The 23944-nt window shown below is 50.0% G+C and carries 20 protein-coding genes and 1 pseudogene; 11 read left to right on the top strand and 10 right to left on the bottom strand.

Annotated features, from left to right (window positions below):
• Positions 1–42: 42 nt before the first annotated feature.
• The 3 genes from EKK48_14570 to EKK48_14560 all read right to left on the bottom strand — a co-directional run bounded on the left by EKK48_14570 (position 43) and on the right by EKK48_14560 (position 1582).
• On the bottom strand, positions 43–516 hold the full coding sequence (locus EKK48_14570) for a redoxin domain-containing protein (GenBank protein RTL41159.1): 474 nt from the start codon (positions 514–516) through the stop codon (positions 43–45).
• Positions 517–710: 194 nt separating this feature from the next.
• Entirely contained in the window at positions 711–1250 is a 540-nt protein-coding gene (locus EKK48_14565; protein RTL41158.1) for a peroxiredoxin, read from the bottom strand.
• Between the two features lie 110 nt (positions 1251–1360).
• Entirely contained in the window at positions 1361–1582 is a 222-nt protein-coding gene (locus tag EKK48_14560) for a hypothetical protein (GenBank protein ID RTL41157.1), read from the bottom strand.
• A gap of 396 nt (positions 1583–1978) precedes the next feature.
• Here EKK48_14560 and rplU point away from each other — a divergent pair, with 396 nt between their 5' ends.
• The 7 genes from rplU (at position 1979) to EKK48_14525 (ending at position 8007) form a co-directional block, all read left to right on the top strand.
• Positions 1979–2446 carry a 50S ribosomal protein L21 gene (gene rplU / locus EKK48_14555; protein RTL41156.1) on the top strand — a complete coding sequence of 156 codons (468 nt, stop codon included), beginning with the start codon at positions 1979–1981 and terminating at the stop codon, positions 2444–2446.
• A 44-nt stretch (positions 2447–2490) separates the two neighbouring features.
• Positions 2491–2742 carry a 50S ribosomal protein L27 gene (locus tag EKK48_14550; protein ID RTL41155.1) on the top strand — a complete coding sequence of 84 codons (252 nt, stop codon included), beginning with the start codon at positions 2491–2493 and terminating at the stop codon, positions 2740–2742.
• A complete protein-coding gene (locus EKK48_14545; GenBank protein RTL41154.1) occupies positions 2679–4289 on the top strand; it encodes a UDP-N-acetylmuramoyl-L-alanyl-D-glutamate--2,6-diaminopimelate ligase in 1611 nt (536 codons plus the stop codon). Before EKK48_14550 ends, EKK48_14545 begins: the two co-directional genes overlap by 64 nt.
• A gap of 75 nt (positions 4290–4364) precedes the next feature.
• Positions 4365–5186, top strand: a complete 822-nt coding sequence (locus EKK48_14540) for a DUF4388 domain-containing protein (GenBank protein ID RTL41153.1) — start codon at positions 4365–4367, stop codon at positions 5184–5186.
• Positions 5179–5877, top strand: a complete 699-nt coding sequence (locus tag EKK48_14535; GenBank protein RTL41152.1) for a polysaccharide deacetylase family protein — start codon at positions 5179–5181, stop codon at positions 5875–5877. Before EKK48_14540 ends, EKK48_14535 begins: the two co-directional genes overlap by 8 nt.
• A 197-nt stretch (positions 5878–6074) precedes the next feature.
• Positions 6075–7331: a 1-acyl-sn-glycerol-3-phosphate acyltransferase gene (locus EKK48_14530; protein RTL41151.1), complete on the top strand. Its 1257-nt coding sequence runs from the start codon at positions 6075–6077 to the stop codon at positions 7329–7331.
• A 19-nt stretch (positions 7332–7350) separates the two neighbouring features.
• Complete coding sequence (locus tag EKK48_14525; protein RTL41150.1) at positions 7351–8007, top strand: hypothetical protein; 657 nt, start codon at positions 7351–7353, stop codon at positions 8005–8007.
• 20 nt (positions 8008–8027) lie between these two features.
• Here EKK48_14525 and EKK48_14520 read toward each other — a convergent pair whose 3' ends face one another.
• The gene (locus EKK48_14520) at positions 8028–9425 is read right to left on the bottom strand and encodes a hypothetical protein (GenBank protein RTL41149.1); all 1398 of its coding nucleotides are present in this window, start codon (positions 9423–9425) and stop codon (positions 8028–8030) included.
• A 436-nt stretch (positions 9426–9861) separates the two neighbouring features.
• Positions 9862–11592, bottom strand: a complete 1731-nt coding sequence (locus tag EKK48_14515) for a M4 family peptidase (protein ID RTL41148.1) — start codon at positions 11590–11592, stop codon at positions 9862–9864.
• Between the two features lie 330 nt (positions 11593–11922).
• On the opposite strand from EKK48_14515, the gene EKK48_14510 reads away from it, so the two are divergent.
• Together EKK48_14510 and EKK48_14505 are read left to right on the top strand one after the other, a co-directional pair.
• On the top strand, positions 11923–13365 hold the full coding sequence (locus EKK48_14510; protein RTL41147.1) for a hypothetical protein: 1443 nt from the start codon (positions 11923–11925) through the stop codon (positions 13363–13365).
• Positions 13366–13644: 279 nt separating this feature from the next.
• Complete coding sequence (locus EKK48_14505; protein ID RTL41146.1) at positions 13645–13866, top strand: hypothetical protein; 222 nt, start codon at positions 13645–13647, stop codon at positions 13864–13866.
• Between the two features lie 137 nt (positions 13867–14003).
• On the opposite strand, the pseudogene EKK48_14500 reads toward EKK48_14505, so the two are convergent.
• Both EKK48_14500 and EKK48_14495 read right to left on the bottom strand, forming a co-directional pair.
• Positions 14004–14243, bottom strand: a pseudogene (locus tag EKK48_14500) (termination factor Rho).
• A gap of 358 nt (positions 14244–14601) precedes the next feature.
• The gene (locus EKK48_14495; protein ID RTL41200.1) at positions 14602–16626 is read right to left on the bottom strand and encodes a M13 family peptidase; all 2025 of its coding nucleotides are present in this window, start codon (positions 16624–16626) and stop codon (positions 14602–14604) included.
• A gap of 652 nt (positions 16627–17278) precedes the next feature.
• On the opposite strand from EKK48_14495, the gene EKK48_14490 reads away from it, so the two are divergent.
• Positions 17279–18253, top strand: a complete 975-nt coding sequence (locus EKK48_14490) for an aldo/keto reductase (protein ID RTL41145.1) — start codon at positions 17279–17281, stop codon at positions 18251–18253.
• A 95-nt stretch (positions 18254–18348) separates the two neighbouring features.
• Here EKK48_14490 and EKK48_14485 read toward each other — a convergent pair whose 3' ends face one another.
• Positions 18349–19365, bottom strand: coding sequence for a DUF4331 domain-containing protein (locus EKK48_14485; protein ID RTL41144.1), 1017 nt, complete (start codon positions 19363–19365; stop codon positions 18349–18351).
• 174 nt (positions 19366–19539) lie between these two features.
• Positions 19540–21636, bottom strand: a complete 2097-nt coding sequence (locus EKK48_14480; protein ID RTL41143.1) for a 4-alpha-glucanotransferase — start codon at positions 21634–21636, stop codon at positions 19540–19542.
• Between the two features lie 335 nt (positions 21637–21971).
• Here EKK48_14480 and EKK48_14475 point away from each other — a divergent pair, with 335 nt between their 5' ends.
• A complete protein-coding gene (locus EKK48_14475; protein RTL41142.1) occupies positions 21972–23432 on the top strand; it encodes a hypothetical protein in 1461 nt (486 codons plus the stop codon).
• Between the two features lie 67 nt (positions 23433–23499).
• Here the strand turns inward: EKK48_14475 and EKK48_14470 are convergent, their stop codons facing one another.
• Positions 23500–23787: a hypothetical protein gene (locus EKK48_14470; protein RTL41141.1), complete on the bottom strand. Its 288-nt coding sequence runs from the start codon at positions 23785–23787 to the stop codon at positions 23500–23502.
• Positions 23788–23944 lie beyond the last annotated feature (157 nt).

Below are 23944 nucleotides of genomic sequence, written 5' to 3'. Positions count from 1 at the left end.
ATTCACCTGAATCTGGTCCGCGCGTGGAGTATTGCGCCCGTCTTACTTAGCTTCTTCTTTCACAGGAGCTTCGGACATGATGCGCTCGATTGCCTGTGCCACCATCTTCGGTGCTTTTTCACCGGCTTTGAAATCGCGCATCTTGCCTTCTCTGTCGAAGAGATAGAAGGCAGGTACATACTTATTTTCGAAGGCATCCGTGATTTCGTGCCAGTTATCAACGACGCATGGTTGCTTGACTTCGTACTCTTCGATAGCAGCCTTGACGTCTTCGACCTTGGTATCACTTTCCTGGCGCGGCATGTGGACGGCGATTACTTTCAATCCCTGCGGGCCGTATTTCTCAATCCACTGGCTTACGTCAGGCAATGATTCTTTGCAAGTACCGCAGCTGATTGCCCAGAAGTGTATGAGCACTGGCGATCCTTTCAACTCTTCATCAGTGATAGGAGCTGAATTGAACCAGTCGGTGCCGCCTTTGAGCGAAGGCAACGGACTGTCCATACGAAGCGGCATGGTTCCTCCTTGGCCGGACATGACCGGCATTCTTTCCAACTTGCGCAACTCGTCCATTCAGTCACGCATCGCCTAATAATTTTAACGCTGGTAGGCAGATAATCAGCGTTTCGACATAGCCAAGTTCCAATTCTTATCTAAATGAAACCGCCGGGCCAAGAGACCCGGCGGTTCGCAATTCGTTCTTGACGTGATTAGACGGTCAATGGTTTTTGACCTGGCTTCCAGTCAGCGCCGCAAAGTCCGCCGGTCTTGAGAGCTTCGAGTACACGAAGTGTTTCGTCGACGCTGCGTCCGATGTTGAGGCTGTGTACAACTTGATACTGGAGGATGCCATCTGGATCGATGATGAACAAGCCACGCAGAGCGATGCCTTTGTCTTCCATCAATACACCGTAGTCGCGGCTAACATCTTTGGTGATGTCTGAAGCGAGTACGTAGTTGAGTGAACCGAGTCCACCCTTGTCTTCTGGAGTGTTGATCCAGGCGCGGTGACTGAATACAGAGTCAGTCGATACTGCCAATACTTCAGCACCGGCTTTCTTCAATTCATCATATTTATGGCTGAATGCTTTCAATTCTGTTGGGCAGACGAAAGTGAAATCCAATGGATAGAAGAACATAACAAGGAACTTGCCCTTGTAGTCTGACAAACGAACGTTCTCTTTGAGACCTTTCATGTCCTTGGTTGAGGGCATGTCAAAATCTGGAGCTCTTTTTCCAACTTGCAACATAGAGACTTACTCCGACGACAATGGTGGGGATTAGTTAATGAAAAAGCTTAGATCGAATGAGTCTAAAAGTGGAAAGTGTTAATGGAAATTGCACAATTAGGAAACCGGGCTCATTTTTGCTTGCCGGCAGGCTTGGCAGGCTGGCGTGAAGCGAAGTCTCCCTGAATGGCTTGCCACTGCGACAGGTCCCGAGACAACCCATTCTCAGCCACATATCTTTGAATGAGGGGAGAAGTGGGACTCCAACCAATTGTCAGCAGATGCATGAGATGCTGAGCGGGAGTGACAGGCTCTTTGCTTCTGCCCAACTCGGTTTCTTCTTTCTCAGCCATCTTGCTGCTCCTCCTGACTGTGCGTGGACTACTAAGGACGTGGGCGCAAGGCACGTAACAATGATTAAGCGCAGCTTTACGTTCAGCCCGGATCGGCTTTTGCCAGACTGGAACAACAATTATGCTGTATAAAGCGCCGAATGCGCTGCCCGGCAGTTGTTAGGAAATTCTTGATTTGACCCTCCAGGTTAGTATTTGATAGTATTCTTCTTCAATTGTGCCGGAATGAGCTTCATTGCCCGCTACTTGAAATACGTAAGGTAGCCGCAAAAAGTTCAATGGGCAGCAAAACTTTGCTGACGAATTTACTGATTAGTAAGCGAATCGGCATCGAGTCGGCATCGCCGCAGGGACAACCCAGCACGGACAAGTAGAGAGAGGATCGGAGACAAAAAGATGTTTGCCATAGTAGAAGCTTGCGGAAGGCAGTATCAGCTAGAAGCTGGTCGTTTCGTCGACGTCGATTTGACTGAAGGTGAAGCAGGAACTGCTTTCGTATTCGACAAAATCTTGATGATTGTCGACGGTGCCAACTCCACATTGGGCGCCCCTTTCATCGAAGGCGCCAAGGTAAGTGGAAAAATTCTTTCCCACCACAAGACTAAAAAAGTCATTGTTTATCACATGAAGCCAAAGAAAGGCACACGTAAGAAACAAGGACACAGACAGCATTACACACGCATTTTGATCGATACAATTGAATTGAAAGACAAAGTGCTCGCCAAGGCTGAAGAGCGTCAAGGCAAACCGGCGAAGGCTGCTGACAAAACAGCTGCAGAGCCGAAGAAAGCCAAAGCCGCCGAGAAGAAGCCAGCCGAGAAAAAAGCTGCGCCTAAAGCAAGCGAAAAGAAAAGCAAGAGCTAATCAAAAGTATGCGCGGAAAAGCGCATGAACAGGAGTGATAAGTCATGGCACATAAGAAGGGCGGCGGTTCTACTCGCAACGGACGCGATAGCCAACCCAAACGCCTCGGAGTTAAGAGATACGGCGGCGAGCACGTAATCGCAGGAAACATCATCGTTCGTCAACGCGGAACGAAGATTCACCCGGGCGTGAACGTAAGAATCGGCAGCGATGACACCCTGTATGCCATCGCATCAGGCGTCATCAAGTTCGAAATGCGTCGCGGCGCCAAGCTTGCGAACGTTTATCCAGTATAGTGTCGACCCAGTCGCGTCCAGCCAAGCAGCTTCTGCCTGCGCTTGAACGAATTGGGGGCGTTTTGTCATCAGAGTCGCAGTCGTCTTCGGCTGCGACTTTTTCCGGTGTTTGCTACGACTCGCGCAAAGTGCAACCAGGTGATGCTTTCGTCTGTATCGAAGGCGAGAAGTTCGACGGCAACAAGTTCATCAGCGACGCTATAAAGCTGGGTGCCGGCTGCATCGTTTCGCAGCGTGAGAACAAAGAGACCTTGCCGGTTCCATACGTCAAAGTGCCGGACGTGCGCGCTGCACTAGCCGATCTGGCGGCTTACTATCACGATGAACCGAGCAGCAAGATCCGCTTGATTGGCGTAACCGGCACAAACGGAAAGACAACAACGACGCATCTCATTGAAAACATTTTTCTGGAAGACCATCGCAAAATCGGCTTGATTGGCACGCTAGGAGCTCGCTGGTCAGAAGCGAATCAACCTTCACAATATCTCGACACCCATCACACAACCCCGCAGGCATCAGATCTGCAGGCGCTGCTGTCAGACATGGCCGGCCACAATGTTGCTCACGTCGCCATGGAAGTGTCGAGTCATGCGCTTGCGCTGGAAAGAGTTCGTGCCTGCGACTTCGCGGTGGCGTGCTTAACGAACATTACCCAGGACCACCTTGACTTCCACAAGACAATGGAAAACTACTGGCAGGCCAAACGAATTCTCTTCGAGATGCTCGTCAAAAGCCGCCAGCCAAACAAGACAGCCGTAATCAACGGAGACGACGAATTGGCTCCCGAGTTCGTCAAAGCAGTGAAAGACTCAGATGTGCGGGTCTGGACCTACGGTTGGGACAAGGGCGACATGTACGTCAAAAATGCATCCTTCGATTTTCGAGGCACAGACCTCACGCTTGAGACTCCGCACGGCGAGCTGGATTTGCGCCTCCACCTGAACGGACGGTTTAACGTCTACAACGTCATGGCCGCACTTCTGATTTGCCTGGCAGAAGGAGTGGATCTCGAAATTTGCAAAGACGCCCTGGAAGAGTTCACAGGTGTTTCGGGACGATTCGAAACCGTTACCACAGGCGGAAAGACGGAAGAACCACTCTGTCTCGTCGATTACGCACACACGCCAGACGGTCTTGAAAACGTTCTAAAAGCCGCACGTGCACTGGTTCCTGCTGATGGGAAATTGATCGTCGTGTTCGGTTGTGGCGGCGATCGTGACGCGACCAAGCGTCCACAAATGGGTGGAATAGCCGATCGGCTTGCAGACCTGGTAATAGTCACCTCGGATAATCCACGTTCAGAAGTACCAAAGTCGATTATCGACAATATTCTGGGTGGCATTAAGCGAACAACGAATCTGCACGTTGAGGAAGACCGCGCCAGAGCAATCGCTCTTGCAATTAAGGAAGCCACTAATCGAGATATTGTCGTCGTTGCGGGCAAAGGACACGAGACTTATCAGATACTGGCCGACAGAACAATCGATTTTGACGATAGAATCGAAGTAAGAAACGCTCTCTCAGATCGTCTGAAAGCTGCCCGATAAAGCGGGCATCCCCTGACGCTGTGGGTATAATTTAAACTGGCGCTGGCTGACTTGCTGCCTAAGTCGGGGAATCACGTGGGCATTAACTTTCACATTACATCTGTTCGGGAAGGCACGATTTTCAATGTGATGCAATTCCTCAGCCTTGAGAAAGTCACTGGCATTCTCACTATCTCGTTTGGCCGACAACTTCCTGAGAGCACAATCTATTTCGTCACCGGTAACGTAACCACCGCTGAGTTTGGCGCAATCGTCGGAGACGCAGTTCTGGACATGCTTTTATGTCAGGAATATGCGATGAAAGAAGTCAGTTTCGCGCCTGGCCGCATTTCACAACTAAACGAGCAAGCCATCATCGTTCGAGCGTCAAGTTTGTCCGGTGTCATGCTCAACGTCTCTAAAGATGTCGATAAATGCGAATCTCGTCCGTTCATCTACGGCATGCTGCCTATGCAAGCCAGCGACGGTCGCAAGGTCGACTCACTCCTGCACGTCCTCTACGACTTCCCTAAATGGAACGACTTCCTGCTGGCAGTTCCCCGTGGTGACAACGACAGAGGCGCGCCGTTACCCCAGTGCGTGCTTCTGCATCGAGCCCTTTCCCGCTCTGCCCTGACTTATCAAACTCCTCTGGTGAGCCTTAAGAGCCTGCGCTCACTACTTGACATAGTTCAACCTTTAAGCGAAAAGGAAAGCAATAACCTGCGCGGATACATGCGCAGCCTGTTGCCTCATCCAAAATCAACGCACATGTCAATCGAAAGATTTTATGCATTTGCCAGCGCTATTGAATCAATTGCCCAGCGCCGATCGTCTGAAGTAGGAGATAAGGCGAGACGGGCAATTCATTTGCTCATCCAAAACACTACGAAGATGAGCGAAACAGCAAATGTCTGATCAACACAAAAGCGATTTCTCAGACGATTGGACCCACGCGAAAATGGATATGCTAACCTGGCTCGGCAAGCGCCTCTTGCCTTCGGGTTATTGGGCTGGTCACCAGGAGAATAACGGAGAGCATCCGCGTCTTTACCTGACCTATGACGATGGTCCGCACCCAGAAACAACGCCTCAATTGATTGAGTTATTGGCGAAAGAAAACATTCCCGCTACCTTTTTCTTGATTGGTGAGCACGCAGAGAGACATCCAGAGCTGGTCAAACAATTGGCAGATGCCGGACACATCATCGCCAATCACACGCAGCATCATGAATTCATGCCGCTTTTGACGACCAATAGAATCGAGAAAGAAATTCAAAAAACTAATGACGTGATTTTGCAGGCAACAGGCGAAAGTCCTGTTTTATTCCGAGCACCATATGGGGTGCTCGACGCGCGTGTTGCAGATTGCTTGAAAGAACGAGGCATGAAGCCAGTGTACTGGAGCTGCGTCTCGGAAGATTGGCTGCCGCTTGGACACAGCAAGGTCGTTTCGCGAATCGCTCGTAAATTGCATGACGGAGCGCTGATTGTTCTGCATGAAAAATGGTTCCCACATCAAACACTGGAAGCGACGCGTGGCGTAATCGAATTCGCCAGGAGAGCCGGTTATACATTCGCGCCGGTTGGCACAAACCTCTCCAGCTGATAGGAAGTCCTGTCAAAGGCTTCAGGCGAATAAAAGTTCGACTCCGGTTCACTTTAGAACTTCCACGCGGTCAATTGATTGGCAACTCATTCGGGCGATTCACCCTGGCCATTTCCAGTTGGCAAGATGGTGTGCTTCGAGCGACTTGATATACTCGCATAAGTTCGAAGAACCTCGCGGGGAAACCCAAACAAACGATGCTAGATTTCAGACCACCACTGGATAGCCCACCGCTGATTGCGCTGGTGAACCTAACTTTGCCGTTGTACATGAAATTTGGTCTCTGTGACACCAAAGTGCAACTGGCACCTGGAGCATTAGAGAGATTCAAGTCATATAAAGGCAAGCGCGCCTTGATTTGTCCGAATCATTCAAACAGACATGATCCGCAAGTCATGTTCGAATTTTCTCGCCTGGCTGGTGAGACGTTCAACTATGTCGCGGCGCGCGAAGTCTTCGACTGGCAGAACGGCTTCAATGGTTGGTGGCTTCAGCACCTGGGTTGCTACTCAGTGGTGAGGGGAGCCGCAGATCGCGAATCCTTCAAGATGACAAAGAAAATTCTTACAGAAGGAAAGAACAAACTGGTGCTCTTTCCCGAGGGAGAAATTTCACGTCAAAATGACACTCTTATGCCGCTCGAATCAGGCGCGGCACAGCTAACGTTCTGGGCGGTAGAAGAACTAGCAAAACATGCTGCTGGTGCGGCTCTTGAGCCAGTCTATCTGATGCCGATCGCGATCAAGTATACGTATCCCAAGAACATTGAGAACGGACTGAAAATTACTCTCAGCGCACTCGAGGCCAATCTCGGAATCAAGACAGTCAGTGGCGCATCGGTGTACCAGAGGCTGCGTGCGATTTCAGAGAAATTGCTTCTCACCCTCGAAAAAGAATACGGAATGAAACCCCAGACTGGTGCCGATTTGAACGAGAGGGTATCGGCGCTGAGACAATCGATTTTGACAAACGTCGGTCATCAATTGCAAATCGAATTACCAACAAATGTTCGCCAACTGGAAATGGTGCGCATACTCCGCAATCACGTCGATGATTTCATTTATGCGCCGGAAAAGGACTTCTCGGAGTACGAGCGAAAAGTGCATGAAGAGCGGGCATCCACATTGCGAGGATTCTACAACGACCTGGATCGAGTTGTTAATTTCATAGCAATTTACGACGGCTATTTAAAAGACAACATGACTCAGGAACGATTCGCAGATATCTTAGATCGACTTGAACGCGAAATTCTGCGCACCCGAGAACCCTCATTCAGAGGCTCGCGAATTGTGCTTATGGATGTTGGTGTTCCGATTAATTTGTCGGAGCGCTACGCTGACTATAAATCAGCTAAGAAAGCCACCATCGGGAAAGTAACCGAAGAAATTTCCATCCAAATTTCAGAGATGCTCACCAGTCTCGATCAATATCGAAAACCGATTCACCTTTCCTGAACAGCTATCTGGAGTTTGAATGCACGGAATGAACCGCACCAAATATGTCATGGCTACAGCACTAGCAGCGCTGACGGTAACAACAGCATCAGAGCGAGCGGCACTAGCCGCACCAACGCAGGGGCAGCAAGCGGCTAAGGTTTCAGCTAAGCCGACAAATACTGGCACGATCGGGTCCAAAAGCGCTCCTAACAAAAGCGCCGGGGCCAAAGACGCCAATTCCAAAGACGCCAATTCCAAAGGCTCCAAAACCAAAGGCTCCGAAGCCAAAGACTCCACCAAAGCTGCTGTCGCAAGTATAAATCTAACTGGTACCTGGAACATAAAGGTACACGAAGGAAGCTCGCCGAAGACTCACATCATGGCGGTAAAAGTAACGCAGAAAGGTTCGTCTCTTAGCGCAAGCGGTGTCGATGAATACGGTGATGTCTTATTGACCGGCACGTTGACGGAGCACAATGGACTGACCTTCAAGCGCACTTACAAAGGCACGCAGGTCAATCCACCCGCCCAATATGACGGCACATTTACGCCTGCGACAGAACTGACGCCGGTTATAGCTAAGGGGAAATGGAGCGCACAGCCTTTTGCGGACAAAAATCAAAAGCCGAAAGCATCAGCAAATTCTGGCGACTGGGAAGCGCACATCTTTACCGGTCCTGCAATAAACAAGTAGAAGAAGCAGTAAAGCAGAACCTATGGTACGTTCATGAGTTGGCGCCAGTCCGGACCAGGAGCACCATAATTGGTGCCGGTATAATTGCCCGCGCCATCCATCCAATGATACTGGGGCCCATAATTGACCTTGTATTGTGTTCCTGTACCTGGATCTTCTACTGTTTGCTGACCGCGAATGTAGTCGGAAAAGTTATCTGCTGCGTGATCTTGTGCCGCCTGTCGCCCCCAGTAAGCGGCATGATTAGCGTCATTAGCGGCTTGCTGGCTCCAATATCGATTCATAATGGAGTTCGATACAGCCTGACTTTGCTGCGTGTATTGTCGCGAGACAGCACCAGCATTTGCAACGGATTGCCCTGACCAGACGGGGTCCATTTTGAAAGATTGAAGCATATGCAAAATCACACTCAAACCGCCATCCGCTCTGTCGGCGGGGCTCAGTTCGCCGGCAATTAGAGACACCCACCACATTCCGGTGCCGTAAGCGACAGTTGCTTTGGTTGAGACTAAGTAATATCCGACAGCGGGAATATCCTTGTACATTCCGGTAAACTTAATCGACGCAGCTTCCGACTTGGTGGCACCTACGGTGCCATTGACCGCAGCAGCAACATCGGGATGATCGTAAGCTTCTACAACTTGAATGTTCGAGAGATAATGCCCCAAGCTGTTGCGCACGTATTGCTCGACATATTTACGCGCAGGCACATACGAACGGACCTCACCGCCGCCATATTTAGCACCAACACCGAACCCCAACATAGTTCCTGTAGCAGTAGGCATGGAATATGGCGGAATCTTTCCATCACCAATAAACGCTACAATCAAGCCATCCGGAGATGTTGCTTTCACCCAGGGCCGAGCGTCAATTGAAGATGCGCGAGTCAATCCGCCTTCAACTTTCCAACCAATTGGCACTTCGCAAGTGAAGGAATGTTCGTCTGGATCTGCGAACGGCTGGTATCCAGCAAAGGGAGTAGGCGGAAGAGCTCCCATCATTTGGTTCGAACCGCTAAGCAATTCCTTTGAACCACTCCCTGGCAATTCCTTAGAACCACCGCCCAGCGAGTTGTTCAAACTGTTACCCGGCAATTGCTTACTGCCCTCTGAATTCGTCCCTGTGAACTTCAAACTATTCATCATTTCGGCAAAAAGATTCATAGATTCCGCCGCAACATTCCTGGGCATTTTTGCTATGCAAAACTTTCCTTGCGTGCCTTGACCGCTGCCACTAAAAACGAAAACAGCCGCAGCTTTAAACGTCTCATCAGAGTGCACCGAACGCAAAGTCGTTGGATTCAGAACCTCAGGATTCGACCACGATTCGGAAGGCGCAAACGCGTGCAGAAAAGCTGCAAAAATGCTCGATGCTTTGTCTGGCGGCAATGCAGAATCCATAGAGAATGGAAGAACCAAAAGCTGGCATCCTGATGTACTGTCATTAATGTCAATGCGCCCCGTCTTTGGATCGGAGCTGACGTGCCAACCCGCAGGATAATTAATTGAGAATGGTTCAGACGGCGATTGGTACGTTTGCCAGTTCGACGCAGTCGCGTCAGCAAATGCGGGAACTATCGGTGCCGCCAGACACCACACAATTAAACACAGGTATGCAAGCTTATCCAAAATGCGAGTTGCTCACTTGTAGCCGCGGTAATCGTCGTCTTTCCACCAGCAGACCGCCACTAAAATGATTGAAAATACCACAAATGCCAAAGCCAGCACAGTATATATCGCAGACCATTCCGGATCGGTCAGCGTAAAGAACAGGTGCGGGTCCATAAAAATATCTAAGACTGTGACAGGTTAGTAAATCCATCGACATGTATCATGCCGATGGACTAGCGGCAAACTATGCGGACTTCTTGTCTGAATTATCGTTGACAACGATAGGTGTAACGTCAGCAGCGGCTTTTGCTGATGGAGTCACGCCAACATCAGACCAGGCTTTCTCCAACTTCGGCACATCGTTCGGGCTAATGCGCTTAGCAGCTTCAATTGTCTGATAGGCGAATTGAGCAAACGATGGATCAGAGCCGGCATTTGCGCGAGCTTCGTACCAGATCTTCCCAGGTGCTTCCCAGGCGTTGCCACCAACTGCAGTAGCGAAGTCGGCGAATGCCTTGTTTGGAATACCCGAGTTGATATGCACGCCACCATTATCTCTACTGGTGCGAACAAAATCGCGCATATGTGCAGGTTGAGGATCTTTACCGAGTTGTGGATCGTCGTAGGCAGTTCCAGGATTCTTCATGTCGCGCAGAGCACGTCCATTAACACCTTCTTTCCAGATGCCATCGCCAACCAACCAGTTCGCTTTATCAGCGGTCTGTCCGAGGGCGCGTTGTTCAACCAGCGCACCAAACACGTCGGAATGACTTTCATTGAGAGCTCCGGGCTGACCACGATATGTCACGTTAGCTTCGAATTCTGTGACACCATGAGTCATTTCATGACCGGTGATCATACGTTGAATGAATGTCTTGAATGGACTCTGCGCACCTGGTCGTCCGTAGGTCATTTGTTGACCATCCCAGAAAGCGTTTTCGAAGTTATCTCCATAGTTAACGGTAGAAGAAAGTTTCATCCCCTTTCCATCAATCGAATCACGGCCATGAACTTCCTTATAATATTTCCGGACATCACCAGTGTAGTCATAAGCGTTGTCGACATCAGAATTTCCAGTTGGTCCCTGACCTTCTTTGCGGATCAGTTTTCCAGGATGAATCTCTTCACCGCCCGCATCATATACTTCACGAGCACCGCTTTCGTTAGTGCGAGCAGTGTTCCTCGAAGCGAATTGACCAGCTGCTCTCATGTCGTTAGCGCGCTTGATTGTAGCTAAATAGTCAGGATTTCCAGGATTATTCTTCGCCAGAGTTTCGAGCATGTATGGAGGAACGATTCCTTGAGCGTAAGGACCGGCATCAGGAGTGCCAACTCCAAGTCTTTCGAACATCGTATTGCGAACGCTCGCCATTCCAGATTGCATGCTGATATCAGCCTTGCCGTACATACTTGCTTTCCAGTTTGTGAATGGTGCAGCGGCTTCAGTAGCTAGCGCTCTACCCATCAGACCCGAGCCGATCTTCGCACCGATTCCGCCTTCCACCATCGCTACAGGCATTCCACCCAACGTGTTACCTAGATGGTCAGATGCGATGTGCATGTCGTTCATATTTTTTGCTGCGAGAGCCAGAGAATACGACTTCACCAGCGGTTCCCCGACGAAGTAGGCTCCCAACGCTGCCCCCGCTACCTTTCCGACCGGTCCAGCCTCAGGCAAAATCAGCCTTGCCGCGGCACCGATGGCGACACCCATACCGACGTTAGGCAAAATGTTGTGTGGATCGAGTGAATTAATGAAACCCTCAGGAATTTTGGAAATGCCTTCTTTGGTGACATCCCAGATTCTTTCTCCTGCACCAGAAGGTGCAGCAGTCATGGCATCGCGCTGCGCTTGTGACTGCACTTGCTGACTCAGGAGAGTCTGTTGTTCTACGTTATTAGGGACATTGTTTCCTTTGCCGATTTCCGATTCAGGTTTTCCCATTTTTACACCTTCTGAAATAATCCATGCCATAGCCGAGCTGCCCCTGGGAGGGAGCCTGGTTGCGTTCGTCAGCCGGAGCGTGTGCGATTCGCATCCCTCGTGGAGGCGGGGAGTGCTTGTTCGCTTGTTCTCTCAGATGAGAATGCTTGGAAGGAAAAGTTGACTGGAGAGGAACACAGAATAATTGCTAAAAACGTACAAGCCTAGTGGGGGAACTACGCAAATCACCTTAATTTCCAAGAGGAGGCAAGCCGGCGGTGCTTCGGGCTTGGGATCAGGGATAAGAAACGCGCCATAACTTTGTCACAGCAAACCGATAAGTTCTAATAGTCTCCTTTTACTAACCCGGATTTTAAAAACATGAGCGATAGAATATCGACTCGGGCGGATGATCGCGCCTGGCCGACGGAGCAATTCGACCGAAACCAGTCACTGGTCTCACTCTCCGACATGCAAATCTTTCAAGCACGCGCTATGAGGGGCGGTCCTGTTCGCACTGAACCTATCATCGATCAGTCGGGCGCAATCGATTTCGGCTCACCTGACGCACTTTATACAGCTGCGCCGCAAGAAATCAGAACCAATGGCGCCACGAGAATAAACGCACCGCAAGAACTCAGAATCAGCAGCACCGGGGAAATCGGAGCCAACAGCCCTGCGGAACTCGGAGCCAGCACTCCTGCTGACCGCCAAATCCAAGGCAGAACCCCGCCGCCTGAATCAATCAGGGAAACAGCTGCACCCATACCGGTTACAGATGAAGACCTAGCGGCTCGACGCACCGCATTGACTAACGAAATAAGCCGAATGCCGCGTCAAATGGCTCGAGACATAACGGAAAGCATGCGAGTGCTCGAAAATCGCACGCCTCCACTCTCAAACGAGCAAATAGCAGGAGTTTACGAGGCAACCCAACGACTTCTGCAAGACCGCAATCGAACCTCACCGCTGACACTCGCGCAACGGCAATTGTTAGCTACGGGGATTCTCGATAATGCCGCCAGACCCAGCGAGATTGACCAGGGCAGACACGAAACCTGCAACGTGACAGTACTGGAAGAACGACTCAATACACTCAATCCAGCACGGGCTGCAGCAATCGTCGCAGAAGTTGGATTGACAGGCAGCTTCACAAGCACACCGGGTTTCAGACCCACCTTAGATCGCACTTCGCTTCTACCCGATAGTGAAGCCAGAGTGCTGCCTTCAAACGGCGATGGTTTAAGAAACTATGCCAGTCAGATTTTTGATGTAGCAGTCCTGAACGACTTTTACCAGAGAGGCAATCCTAACGTCCGGTATGTGCAAAGAGACATGCGAGCTATGGCTAACCCAGACGCTATGGCGCCCACCGGGGAAGGAATTGTCATATCCGACAACGACCGTGTTTCACCCGCAGCAGCAAGAGCAGCACGCCGATTCATCGGTATGAATCTCCCAAGAATCAATCGAATGGGCGAAAGTCTGGGCTTGGGGGAGAACTACATCATCGGACATAGCCGTGCCGGAGACGCGCATGCAGCCGATGGTACTACAGTAGTAAGCAATGTGCGGGAGCTTGCTCAAGCACTGGAACGAGCTAGAGCAACAAACAACTTTCCAATTGTCCTGGGTGTCGAAGCTGACGGACCGATGTTCCGCAACCGCAATATGCGCGGCGCGCACGTCTTATCAGTAACGGGCTACAACCCAGAAACCCAGACTGTACAAATTTCAAATCAATGGGGTCGGCAGCAGGATCTACAAAACGTGCCGTTACAAGATTTGCACGATTCGATGTTTACCAACAAGCCACGCCGATAGCACTGCTCCTGGCCAACCGAACCAGCCAGAGAAGACTACAGACCTGATGCAGCGGCGCGAATACGCCCAAGAACGGCTTGGACCATGACCAGGCTGCGCAAGTTTAGACCAGGTCGCGAAAGGTTAAACCAGGCTGCGCAAGGTTAAACGCCCGGGTGACAATTAAGTCACAAATGCCGTCTATATTTAAAACATCCCGAACAACCCCATCCCCTTCGAGAACTGCCGCTAGCCGTTCGGACCCTCGCACGCGGCATTTGATTTTTAAAGGAATTACCAATGAACACTTCAGCTCAAGTTCACGATTTCTTCCGCAAAATGGCTGACGGACTTGTTCTCAACAATAAAGGGCACGAATCAACAATCGATTCTGGAAGAAATCAAAAGAACAATCGAAATGAGAAGTTGTCTAACGAACTAATTGGTTCGCACAGCGCATCACAAAGAGCACCTCAACGCTCAGACTACGGTGTCGGTCTCCCGCCTCTGACTCACAATTAGCTAGCCGATTTCTTTCTTGTACTCGCCGATTTCTTTTTCGCACCTGACTTTGTTGACGATGCCGATTTCTTTGCCGCTGATTTCCTTTTTGTACCAGTCGATTTCTTTGCGCGAGATTTTTTCGCGCTTGCATTCTTTTTACGACTCGCCGCTGCACGTTTTCCTACATCTTTGCGAGCAGCTTTCTTCTCGGACGCAGACTTAGTAGTTCCGCCGCCACCCTTTTTCTCACCACCACCAGTTTCTTTGTTGACGGTCGCCCAGGCGCGGCGCTCAGCTTCATCATCTCCGACGCCCTTATCTTCGTAGCTTTTTTCTATATGCTCAGCCATTCGTTTCTGTTTGTCTGTGTATTTGTCTTTACTTCCTCGAGGCATAATTTTCTCCCTGAGTTCCGACTATCGTCAGTCTCTAACTTGGATTGAGTTGACCAATATTGATGCTGTTAAGCAACGGCACCCGGGACGGGTGCGCTCCATGACACACGGCACCCGGGACGGGCGCGCTCCATGACACACGGCACCCGGGACGGGTGCGCTCCATGACACACGGCACCCGGGACGGGCGCGCTCCATGACACACGGCACCCGGGACGGGCGCGCTCCATGACACACTGCACCTTATCAATCTATATTTCCGAGTCGATTCAAAATTCCAATTCAAATTCAAATCAGAACTCGGCGTAGAAACAGGACACCGAATTCTGATTGAAAGTTCCAATAATTACCGTTCAGATCACCACAATCTGCAGCGCTTCTCAGGCGGCAGCATCATCGAATCTTTTCCATCGCAGGGGAAAGCCTTCTCAAATGCATCCATGTTCGCAAGCGTGCCGTTGACTCGGTATTCCGCGGTTGGATGTGGATTCGTTTTCGCAATCAGGCGCTCACGCTCCGGACGATAATTTGTCGCCCAGCATTGCGCAAAAGCAAGAAAGAATCTCTGCTCAGGTGTAAATCCATTTGCGTCTTTCTCGCGCGGTTTATCGCCCAAGATCTTCTCCAGCGTCTTGTAAGCGATAGTCATACCGCCAAGATCCGCTGCAGCTTCACCAGAAACGAGCTTTCCTTTTAGATGAGTATCGCCGGCAACGACATAGCCATCATACTGATTGCGAATCAGATCGACACGACTCTCGAATTGCTTCATATCCTCATCTGTCCACCAGTTATGGAGATTTCCTTTGGCGTCGAATTTGCTGCCTTGATCGTCGAAACCATGAGTCATTTCGTGGCCGATAACCATTCCCATGCCACCAAGATTAGTGGCATCGTCGGCTTTGACGTCAAAAACGGGCGGCTGCAAAATACCAGCAGGAAAGACAATCTCGTTCATTTCCGGACTGTAGTAGGCGTTCACCGTATGCGCGTTCATAAACCATTCGGTTCGGTCGATTGGTTTACCGATTTTACTCAACTGACGATTAAACTCAAACTCGTTCGCGCGGGTTACGTTACCCAGATAACTACCATCACGACTGATGTGTAACTTAGAATAATCACGCCATTTATCAGGGTAGCCAATTTTCTCAGCAAAAGCATCGATTTTGACGAGTGCATTTTTGCGAGTCTCAGGGCTCATCCACTCCAGGCTCGTCAAATCGTTCTTAAGCACATCACGCAATTGATTCACGAGTTCCAGTGCCTTCTTTTTAGACTCAGGAGGAAATGCTGTGCGGACATAAACTTCGCCCACCGCCTCACCGAGCGCACTGTTGGTCGCCTCGACGACGCGCTTCCAACGGGGCATGATCACCTTTTTGCCTTCTAAAAGATGCCCATGGAAATGGAAATCTTCATTTTCGAACTGAGATGACAGATATGGTGCAGCGTCATCTATCAAATGAAAAGTCAAATAATCTTTCCAATCCTGCAGCGGAACCTTTTCCAACTGACTATCCAGGACTTTGAAAAATTCAGGCTGCCCGACGGTAATGTACTGAATATTTGGATGACCAATTTCCGTTAAGTAGCGGGTCCAGGAGAAATGCGGTGTCAACTTATCGAATTCAGCAACGGTCATCTTGTGATAGATGTTCTCAGGCTTTCTCGTGTCTTCGTTTTTCATGCTGGCTTCAGCGAGTGTCATCTCTATAGCCATAACTTTCTTGGCTTTTTCGGCTGCAACAGTCTTACTGTCGCCCAACAACTCAAACAATTTCTCGATGTGCTCCACGTACTCGGCACGTTTCTTCTTAGAATCTTCGTCTGTACCCGTGTAGTAGTCGCGGTCAGGCAGTCCCAACCCGCCCTGCCAGGCTGAGCCTATATATTGAGAACTGTCTTTATAATCCTGATCGGCTGAAAACCTGAAGAGCTCGGCGCTGCCCAGGGGGTTTAGATGGGCGATCTCCGATTGCAGGTCAGCAAGATTCGCAATGGCATTTATCCGTTTAAACGCAGTTTTAAGCGGCTTAGCACCGTCAGCTTCGATTTTTTTGGTATCCATGCCGCTGTACCAAAAATCACCGATTTTCTTCTCGACGCTTCCAGGCTCGAGGTTGGTTTTGGCGGCGGCATCCTCAAGAATCTTATGGACGCGGTTCAGATTCTGCTCGTTAATAATGTTCAAAACGCCCCAGTTGGCATATTCGTCTGGGATCGGAGTATTTTTCAGCCAGGTGCCATTTGCGTATCGGAAAAAATCCTTGCAAGGAGCGACACTCTTATCCATGTTGGCGACATTTATCGTGGACGACTTTTCCGGAGCGGCGCAGACCGGAACCAATAAAGCTGAAATAACAGTCAAAGTGCCGGCAATTGCCGTGCGGCTGAGAAAATTCGATATCCGAAGCAAAATAGACCTACCTTGAAAAGATTGGGAGAGGCACATTTTAGCAGCCTGAAAACCCGTCTTGTGGGCTAAGTCATCTTTTCATTAGCAAAGAATCTATGCAGGAATAGCACCGAAAAAATAGAGACAAGGCAATTTAGATAGCGAGAAATCTCTGCGCGCGAAAAAAATGACGTGCGCTTTGGCCAAAGCCGCAAAGGGGTTAATACATCCGATTGATTTGGGCACCACCAGTGGTGCAGACAAGTGTAACACCACACAAACAATTAAAGACGACAGTGCAGCCGCAAGTTCGTGCAGCTGCCCTAATACGTCGTTCATCCAGCTTATATGCGCTGGTGTTATTTGATGAAATTCGTATTTTTTTATTCGCTTAGGATGGTCGCTAGGAATGCCTCCAAACGTATTGACCTAAACCGGAAGGATGCGAAACCTTCCATTACTTATATCTATCAAAAGATCTTCCGAAATGCTATCCCTCAAACGGTGCTTTTTGCAGGTTTAAGATTAAGCGTGCAAGTGCGTGTTATAGGACTGAAACCGCTGTGAAAGGGTGCTGCTACAATGCCCCGAATATCAGGGAACAAGAATCAATATAGATGGGGATAAAAGACAATATATGCGTCAGAAAAAGCTCGGCAACAGCGAACTCAACGTATCTGTTTTATGCTTCGGAGCCAATGTCTTCGGATGGACGGTAACTGACGAGAAACTATCTTTCAAACTTCTAGATCGCTGCCTGGAAGCCGGAATCAATTTCATCGATACCGCTGATATCTACTCGACCTGGGTGCCAGGAAACCAGGGCGGTGAATCAGAAACGTTGATTGGCAAATGGTTTAAAGAGCGAAAAAACCGCGACCAGGTCATTCTCGCAACCAAAGTCGGAATGGAAATGGCACCGGGTAAAAGCGGGCTGCGCAAAGACTACATCAGAAAGTCGATTGACGCCTCACTAATGCGACTAAAAACGGATTACGTCGATCTTTACCAGTCACACAAAGATGACGAAAGCACGCCCGTAGAAGAAACGCTCGGAGCCTATGCCGATCTCGTCAAAGCCGGGAAAGTACGCGTCATCGGTGCATCGAACTACACAAAGGAACGATTGAACGAATCACTGAGAGTAAGCGCCGACAAAAAATTTCCGCGTTACGAAAGTCTTCAGCCTCTGTATAACTTGTTGGAGCGCGAAGACTTCGAAATGAATCTCGCTCCGCTTTGTTTAAAAGAGAACATCGCAGTGATCAGCTATTTCTCGCTGGCAAGCGGATTCCTCACCGGGAAATACAAGAAATCAGAGGATATGTCAAAAAGCGACCGAGGTTCACGCGTCGAAAAATATATGAATGAACGAGGATTCAGAGTAGTCGATGCGCTCGAGAAAGTAGCGAAGACTGTCGACTCAACACCATCAGCGGTGGCACTCGCATGGCTGATGGCGCAGCCTTCCGTCACAGCACCGATAGTAAGTGCAACAAACGAAAAACAGTTGGAAGATTTGATCGCATCGACAATTATTGAGCTGGATAGGACATCACTTGCACTGCTCAACGAAGCTAGTGATTATGCCGGCGCAAAGGCCGGAGCATAGGCGCAGGCAACACGCAGTAAGGGCCGCTCAAACAGGAAACAAAAACGCGCCCGCCTTGTTCCGCCTAGGCGCGGACATAACACGCTCTGAAGCTGCTATCCCTTCAACGCATGAGGCGTTCCAAGATAAGGGAACTCCTGCAGCGTATCAGTGTGCGGCTTCAGACCATCAGGCGGAATTTCACCCTTCGATAAAAATGCCAGGCGGGCATTGATCACATCGTCTTTGAACGTGCGACCATTCGGATAAGCAGCTGGCTTGGATGGATCGAAGCAAAGCATATCAGGCAACAAACTCGTGTCCTCAATCGCCTTGATCGCTTCTTCTCGCGTGTAGTCACCCGTGTGACCCATCAAGTGCACGAAAAGCTCAAGCCATCGCTTGTAGTCATTGACCGGTTCACTGGCGTTGTACTCTTCTTTAGTTTCATCAGTGTTGAAAAAACTGCTAACGGAAGGGTGACCGGCGCGATCTACGTGCACAAGCTTACCGTTCTCACGAATGCTGCAGCGCCCCCAGATGCGTACCATCGGATTCGCTTGCAGTTCGCTCGTCGGCAATTCAACAGCCATCGAGCAAACATTGGCTTCTGTATTCGAGTCAACTCCAGTCCATGGGGATTTTCCGGGCTCATAATTCAGCGCGGTAAAGTTCTTTTCGCCTCTCTCTGTGTACAAATTTTTGATGCCGTCGTAGTCAAAGAAAAACGCATCACTTCGAGCGCCAGCAAAAAAGGTGTACTGTCCAGCTTTTACAATATTCGGCGTCTGTCCGAACGAAACCTCTGCATCGGAAACGACCTTCGTTCCGACAGCCTCAGCAGATCTCGACTCCTCACCTTTCGCGACAAAGACGCTGTACGTCTGCTTTCCACCTTCAGGCTTCGAAAAGACAAAGCTGAAGGCAATATCGTTGAGCAAATCGCCATTATTGTCCACAGCCAATCTGTAAATCGCATCAGGATGCAACGCATCAGCTTGCGGATTTGCATTGAGAATCAAAACCGTTCTAGATGAATCTTTGGGCGACTGAAAGGCATAGAGGTCACACAAATCGAGCCTCTGGTCACCAAGAGGAGGTCCAAGGCTCAGTCCAGTGAAATGGTTCGACATCTAGCTCTCCTTAACTGCGAATTCGGTTCTTCAAAATGAAGCTGACAGCCTACAACGCAAATACGATTATTTCAACCGGCAATAGTCTAAATCCGGTGCGCTCGAGAACCATTCAATCAAATCGACAAGGTCTAAGCCGATCCGATCGAGCGCCACCCAATCAAATCGAAAAGTCTAAGCCGGTACCGCTTTGAGCCTTTCAATCAAATCGGTCACCTCGGCAGTGGGCTCCGGATACCTGGCATGAAGCGCCATAATGAGAGCGCGTGGAATGGAAATCGCTGCGCCTGCGCTGAGTCTTTCGTGATACAAAGATTCATAATCATGCGGAACCCGCAGGGACCAGTTAGTATCGCTAATGGTGCCTGGCTCGTTATAAACATCTGTCATACCGAGCAAATCGGGAAAGAAGATCGAAACATTGCGAGCCGGACTGGCAAACAGATCTGCGAACATTGCCTCGCACAACCGATTTGGATTCCGAATCAACTCAGCAGCGAAATCGGCGCGTTTTTCAGCATCCGGCTCAAGACGCTCAGCCATGTATTTAGCTCTCGCCTCGATCTCACCCGATTTTTTCCAGTCATTGACGATACGCCAGGCTGGCTTCGTATCGTGATTACCAACCATTATCCAATCGGAAGGCTTTGCGTTCTCACTGCGATATCCGTCGTCGGTATTAGTCAAGCTAGCTTTCTGGGTGACTCTAAACCGTCCAAGCGAATGCCGCTCCATTACTCGTCGGAGAGGGTACGGACAGGTGCTCAAAACCTCGCAAACAACATCAGATGCGGGTGAACCCTGCCGGGACATTACATCGATAACCAGGTCAATCAACACAGCGAATCTTGCAACCTGTTCATCGCGTAACTCAACCACCCAGTTGTCAGCGTACCTGGGAGTGTCCTTGTCTGGATTCAGTTGCTCTTTCTGTGCGATGGCGAAATTCGCGAGATTAGTGTGCCCTTCTACGTCTGGCGATGCAAACAAACGCGCCCCGTTTTGCACCGCGTGTAGTGCGTTGGAATCAGTGCTGTTATAAACCCACGGGCAAACCAACCCGTGAGGATGATCCAACCTGATACCATCAAACTCTTTCAACATTTTCTGAATACGACTCTTAAACTGAGAGAGCGCTGGGCCAAGAGGCTCATCTCCATCGTTCGAGTTTGAACTTTTTCCATCGGCATAATATTTGCGAGGGTCCAGAACAGGGAATCCCCACGGCTGTCCATCAGGGTTAGTCCGACTTGGCGGAGCACCCATCAAGTAGCCGGGCAAGAAAAGGTGCCTGCAACTCCACGTATCGCACGATGAATAGCCAATCTGCAAATCGCCGTAGAAGCGCAAGCCGATGTCAGCCGCGAACTTCTGCAACGCCGCATGCTGAGTGTGAACGACAAACTGGCAGAAAAAATAGAAGCGAATTTCATCACCTTGCTGCTCACGTAAATCACTCAGACGAGCTTGACTGGCGGCTTCGTCGCCCGGCGCAGGATCGAACAGCCGCTGATCAAGGAGAGACCACCGTCGCCAATCATCTGTTCCGTACTCAATTGTCAACACTTCGAAAATAGCGTCGCGGAAAAGCCAATCCTCTCCCAGTGCGCGCTGCGCCTCTGTCCACTCATTGAAGGAATTCCAGAGATCCGGCACTTCGCGTTCACTGTTCATGAATTTTTTGAAGGCTTTTCGCAAAGCAGCTTGCTGTGCATGCCATGCATACTTGTAATCGAAAGCCCCCTTCTTCTGTGGACTTGAAGCTGGGCACGCCGCAACAATTTCAGTTACAGTGGCCATGTCCAGTAAGCCGCACCACTCTGGATTTTCAACAAGGGCTTTGAGAGATATCGACAATTCGCTCTTAGAAAAAAGTGTTCCATCGTAAGGTGATGGATTTCCTTGCGAAGTTTTTCCCTGCGGTCCAAACTGAATACCTGTAAATCCCAGGGACCGAATGAAGTGAATAAACCTGGTACCACCTTCTGTGTATGGTGAGCCTCTGCCGATCTCTTCCTCAGCAGCACTGGGAAAACTCTGGTCATGTATGGCAAGAACGAGCCGGTCAGTGCCCAAAAGCGATAGCGCTTCCCGCACTTCCAACTGCACAGGGCAGTATGTTCTGATTCCGGGTTTTTGTTTGCTCATTGGCGAAGCGGCAGAAGATTCTTTTATTGGCATTTGATTGTGTGGAGCATACTGCGCTCGGTCGCGAAATAACAGCAACGTATTGTACAGAGCGGAGTGATTTGGAGTCGGAACCTCATCCATTTCGTTGCAAGACTTATATTGGCTTACCTATTTCTCAGCAATCGCCTGCAACGCACCGCTATTGGTGCCAGCAAGAGGAAACCGAAGCATCGCTATCGTCGTCACTCCGACGACGAGATCACGAGCCAGCCTCTCAAAGCCCCGTGAGATGCGGCTAATGCGGCTCGCCAGACATTGAGTTTCGTTTAGTTTTGAAGAGAAAAGCGCGGCAAAAGCGGTAAACGGTGATATATTGATAAGTGGTCAACCGGTGCCAGATGTCGCAATTCCGGGCGCCAGTCAGATTTTTAAGTTTCATTAGTTTCAACTAACAGTCAACAAAGTAGAAAGAGGTAATGCAAAAACTAGCTCTTGTAGGTTTAGGTGCGTCAGGTCTCTTTGCGTTAAAGGAATTAGCAGGAGCCGACGTTGAAGTACACGTATTCGATGTTGGACCTGTCTACGAGAAGCGATATGCATGCCCGATCGACCAGGGTAAGTTGACCGTTTGCCCGCCCAAAGCGTGCAGCTACTGCGCACCGGGGCAATCGGCGGGCAGCTGGAACGATTTCAAAGTTATTCTCTCTGCCTCGCCTGTAATCGGCGGACGCCTTTATGACTTGATCGGGCAGCAAGAACTGCAAAAGCGGTTAGACACAATCCGCACGACAATTCTGGACCACGCTCCGTGCGAAATTCCCGTGGTCAGCCCCAATGGCGAAGATTTAGAGTGGATCAAGAAGAAAGCCACGATAGCAGGCATGGTCTATCACTACCAGGAGTTGCTGCACTGCGGCTCCGACAACGCGCCAGCCATCAATTCGAGCATTCTCGACGAAATCATCCAGAAGGGACCGAACATAATCTTCCACTGGGATACAAAGGTCGACTCAGTCTCACGCAAAGGCGAACAATTCGTCGTTCAGCACTCGCGGTACAGAAATCCCGGACAAGACGAGGGTTCAGAAGCTTACGATTACTGCATTCTTTCTGTCGGACGTGGCGGTGCCACCTGGCTAACACAGCAAGAGTTTTACAAACAGCTGGATATTCACCCGGGCCAGGTCGATATCGGCGTGCGCGTCGAAACGAGCTGCTATTTCACCGAAGAAGTCGACAAACGCTTCTACGAACCAAAACTCTATTATCGAAGCAAACACGCAAACGACGTCGTGCGTAACTTCTGTTCGAATCCAAAAGGCTTCGTCACTCCCGAGAATCACCGCGACTATGTGCTGGTCAATGGACACTCGAAAATGTACGAAAAATCGGAGAACAACAACTTCGCCGTACTCGTATCGAAAACATTCACGAGACCGTTCAAAGATCCGCAGCTTTACTCACAGACGATTGCTAAGATCGCCAACATGCTTGCCGGCGGCGGACCGCTGATTCAGCGGCTCGGCGACTTACGCGCAGGACGCAGAACCAAAAGCCTGACCAACAACTTGATCAAAGCGACGCTGGAGGCGGAATGCGGAGACATTTCGCTGGCATATCCACATCGCATTTTGGAGGGCATTGTCGAGTATCTCGATGCACTCAACAAAATCTGCCCCGGCGTTGCCGACGACTCCACATTGCTGTATGCGCCGGAATGCAAGAGCTATCCGGACTCCATCACTGTCAACAAAAACATGGAAACTACCATTCCGAACCTGTTCATCATCGGCGACTCGAGCAGCTGGACGCGCGGTGTAGGACAAGCAGCAAGTAGTGGACTTCTGGCCGGTGAAGGCGTGCGCAAAAAAGTGAAAGAAGCCGTCAAACCTGCGGCAGCGACAACCACTACCGCTGCGGTGACAGCAGTTAGATAAAACTGCAGCCAGAAAAAAGCGAGTGGAAACAGTCTTCGCAGCACGTCATCACAGCAATAGGCGAAACTTACTTAAAGTCGTCGAAAGGCTGCTCGATGATGAGCACAGGCACTTTTTCGCCCTTTTCGTCCACAAAATGACCGTTATGAACGATCTCTCCCGGTGCGGGAACGTAGTGCTCCGGTGACTTGTCGTTACTCGCTAATGCTTGTCTCTCAGATTGAGAACTACTTCTACCAAAAGCACCGTAAGCTTCAGCGTGGAAAGCAGAATGAGCTGCTGCTGCTGCTGCTGCGCCATGTGACTCGACGGCTGCGCTACTAATTCGCTCGGGACGGGCTTCGTGTATGCTCATCAGAAAACCTCAAAAATCGGATGCAGCCACTTCATTAGTTCTATGGCTGAGCCTCTAAAGTTTGGCGGAGTCACTATAAAATGAGCGTAAAATTGCCTGTAGCAACTTTGACTTAGATGTAGTCTTAATGTATATTGAAAATCTGCGTTGCAGAAAA

This window comes from Candidatus Melainabacteria bacterium (assembly GCA_003963305.1).
Lineage (GTDB): Bacteria > Cyanobacteriota > Vampirovibrionia > Obscuribacterales > Obscuribacteraceae > PALSA-1081.
This window is presented reverse-complemented; position numbering and strand designations above follow the sequence as displayed.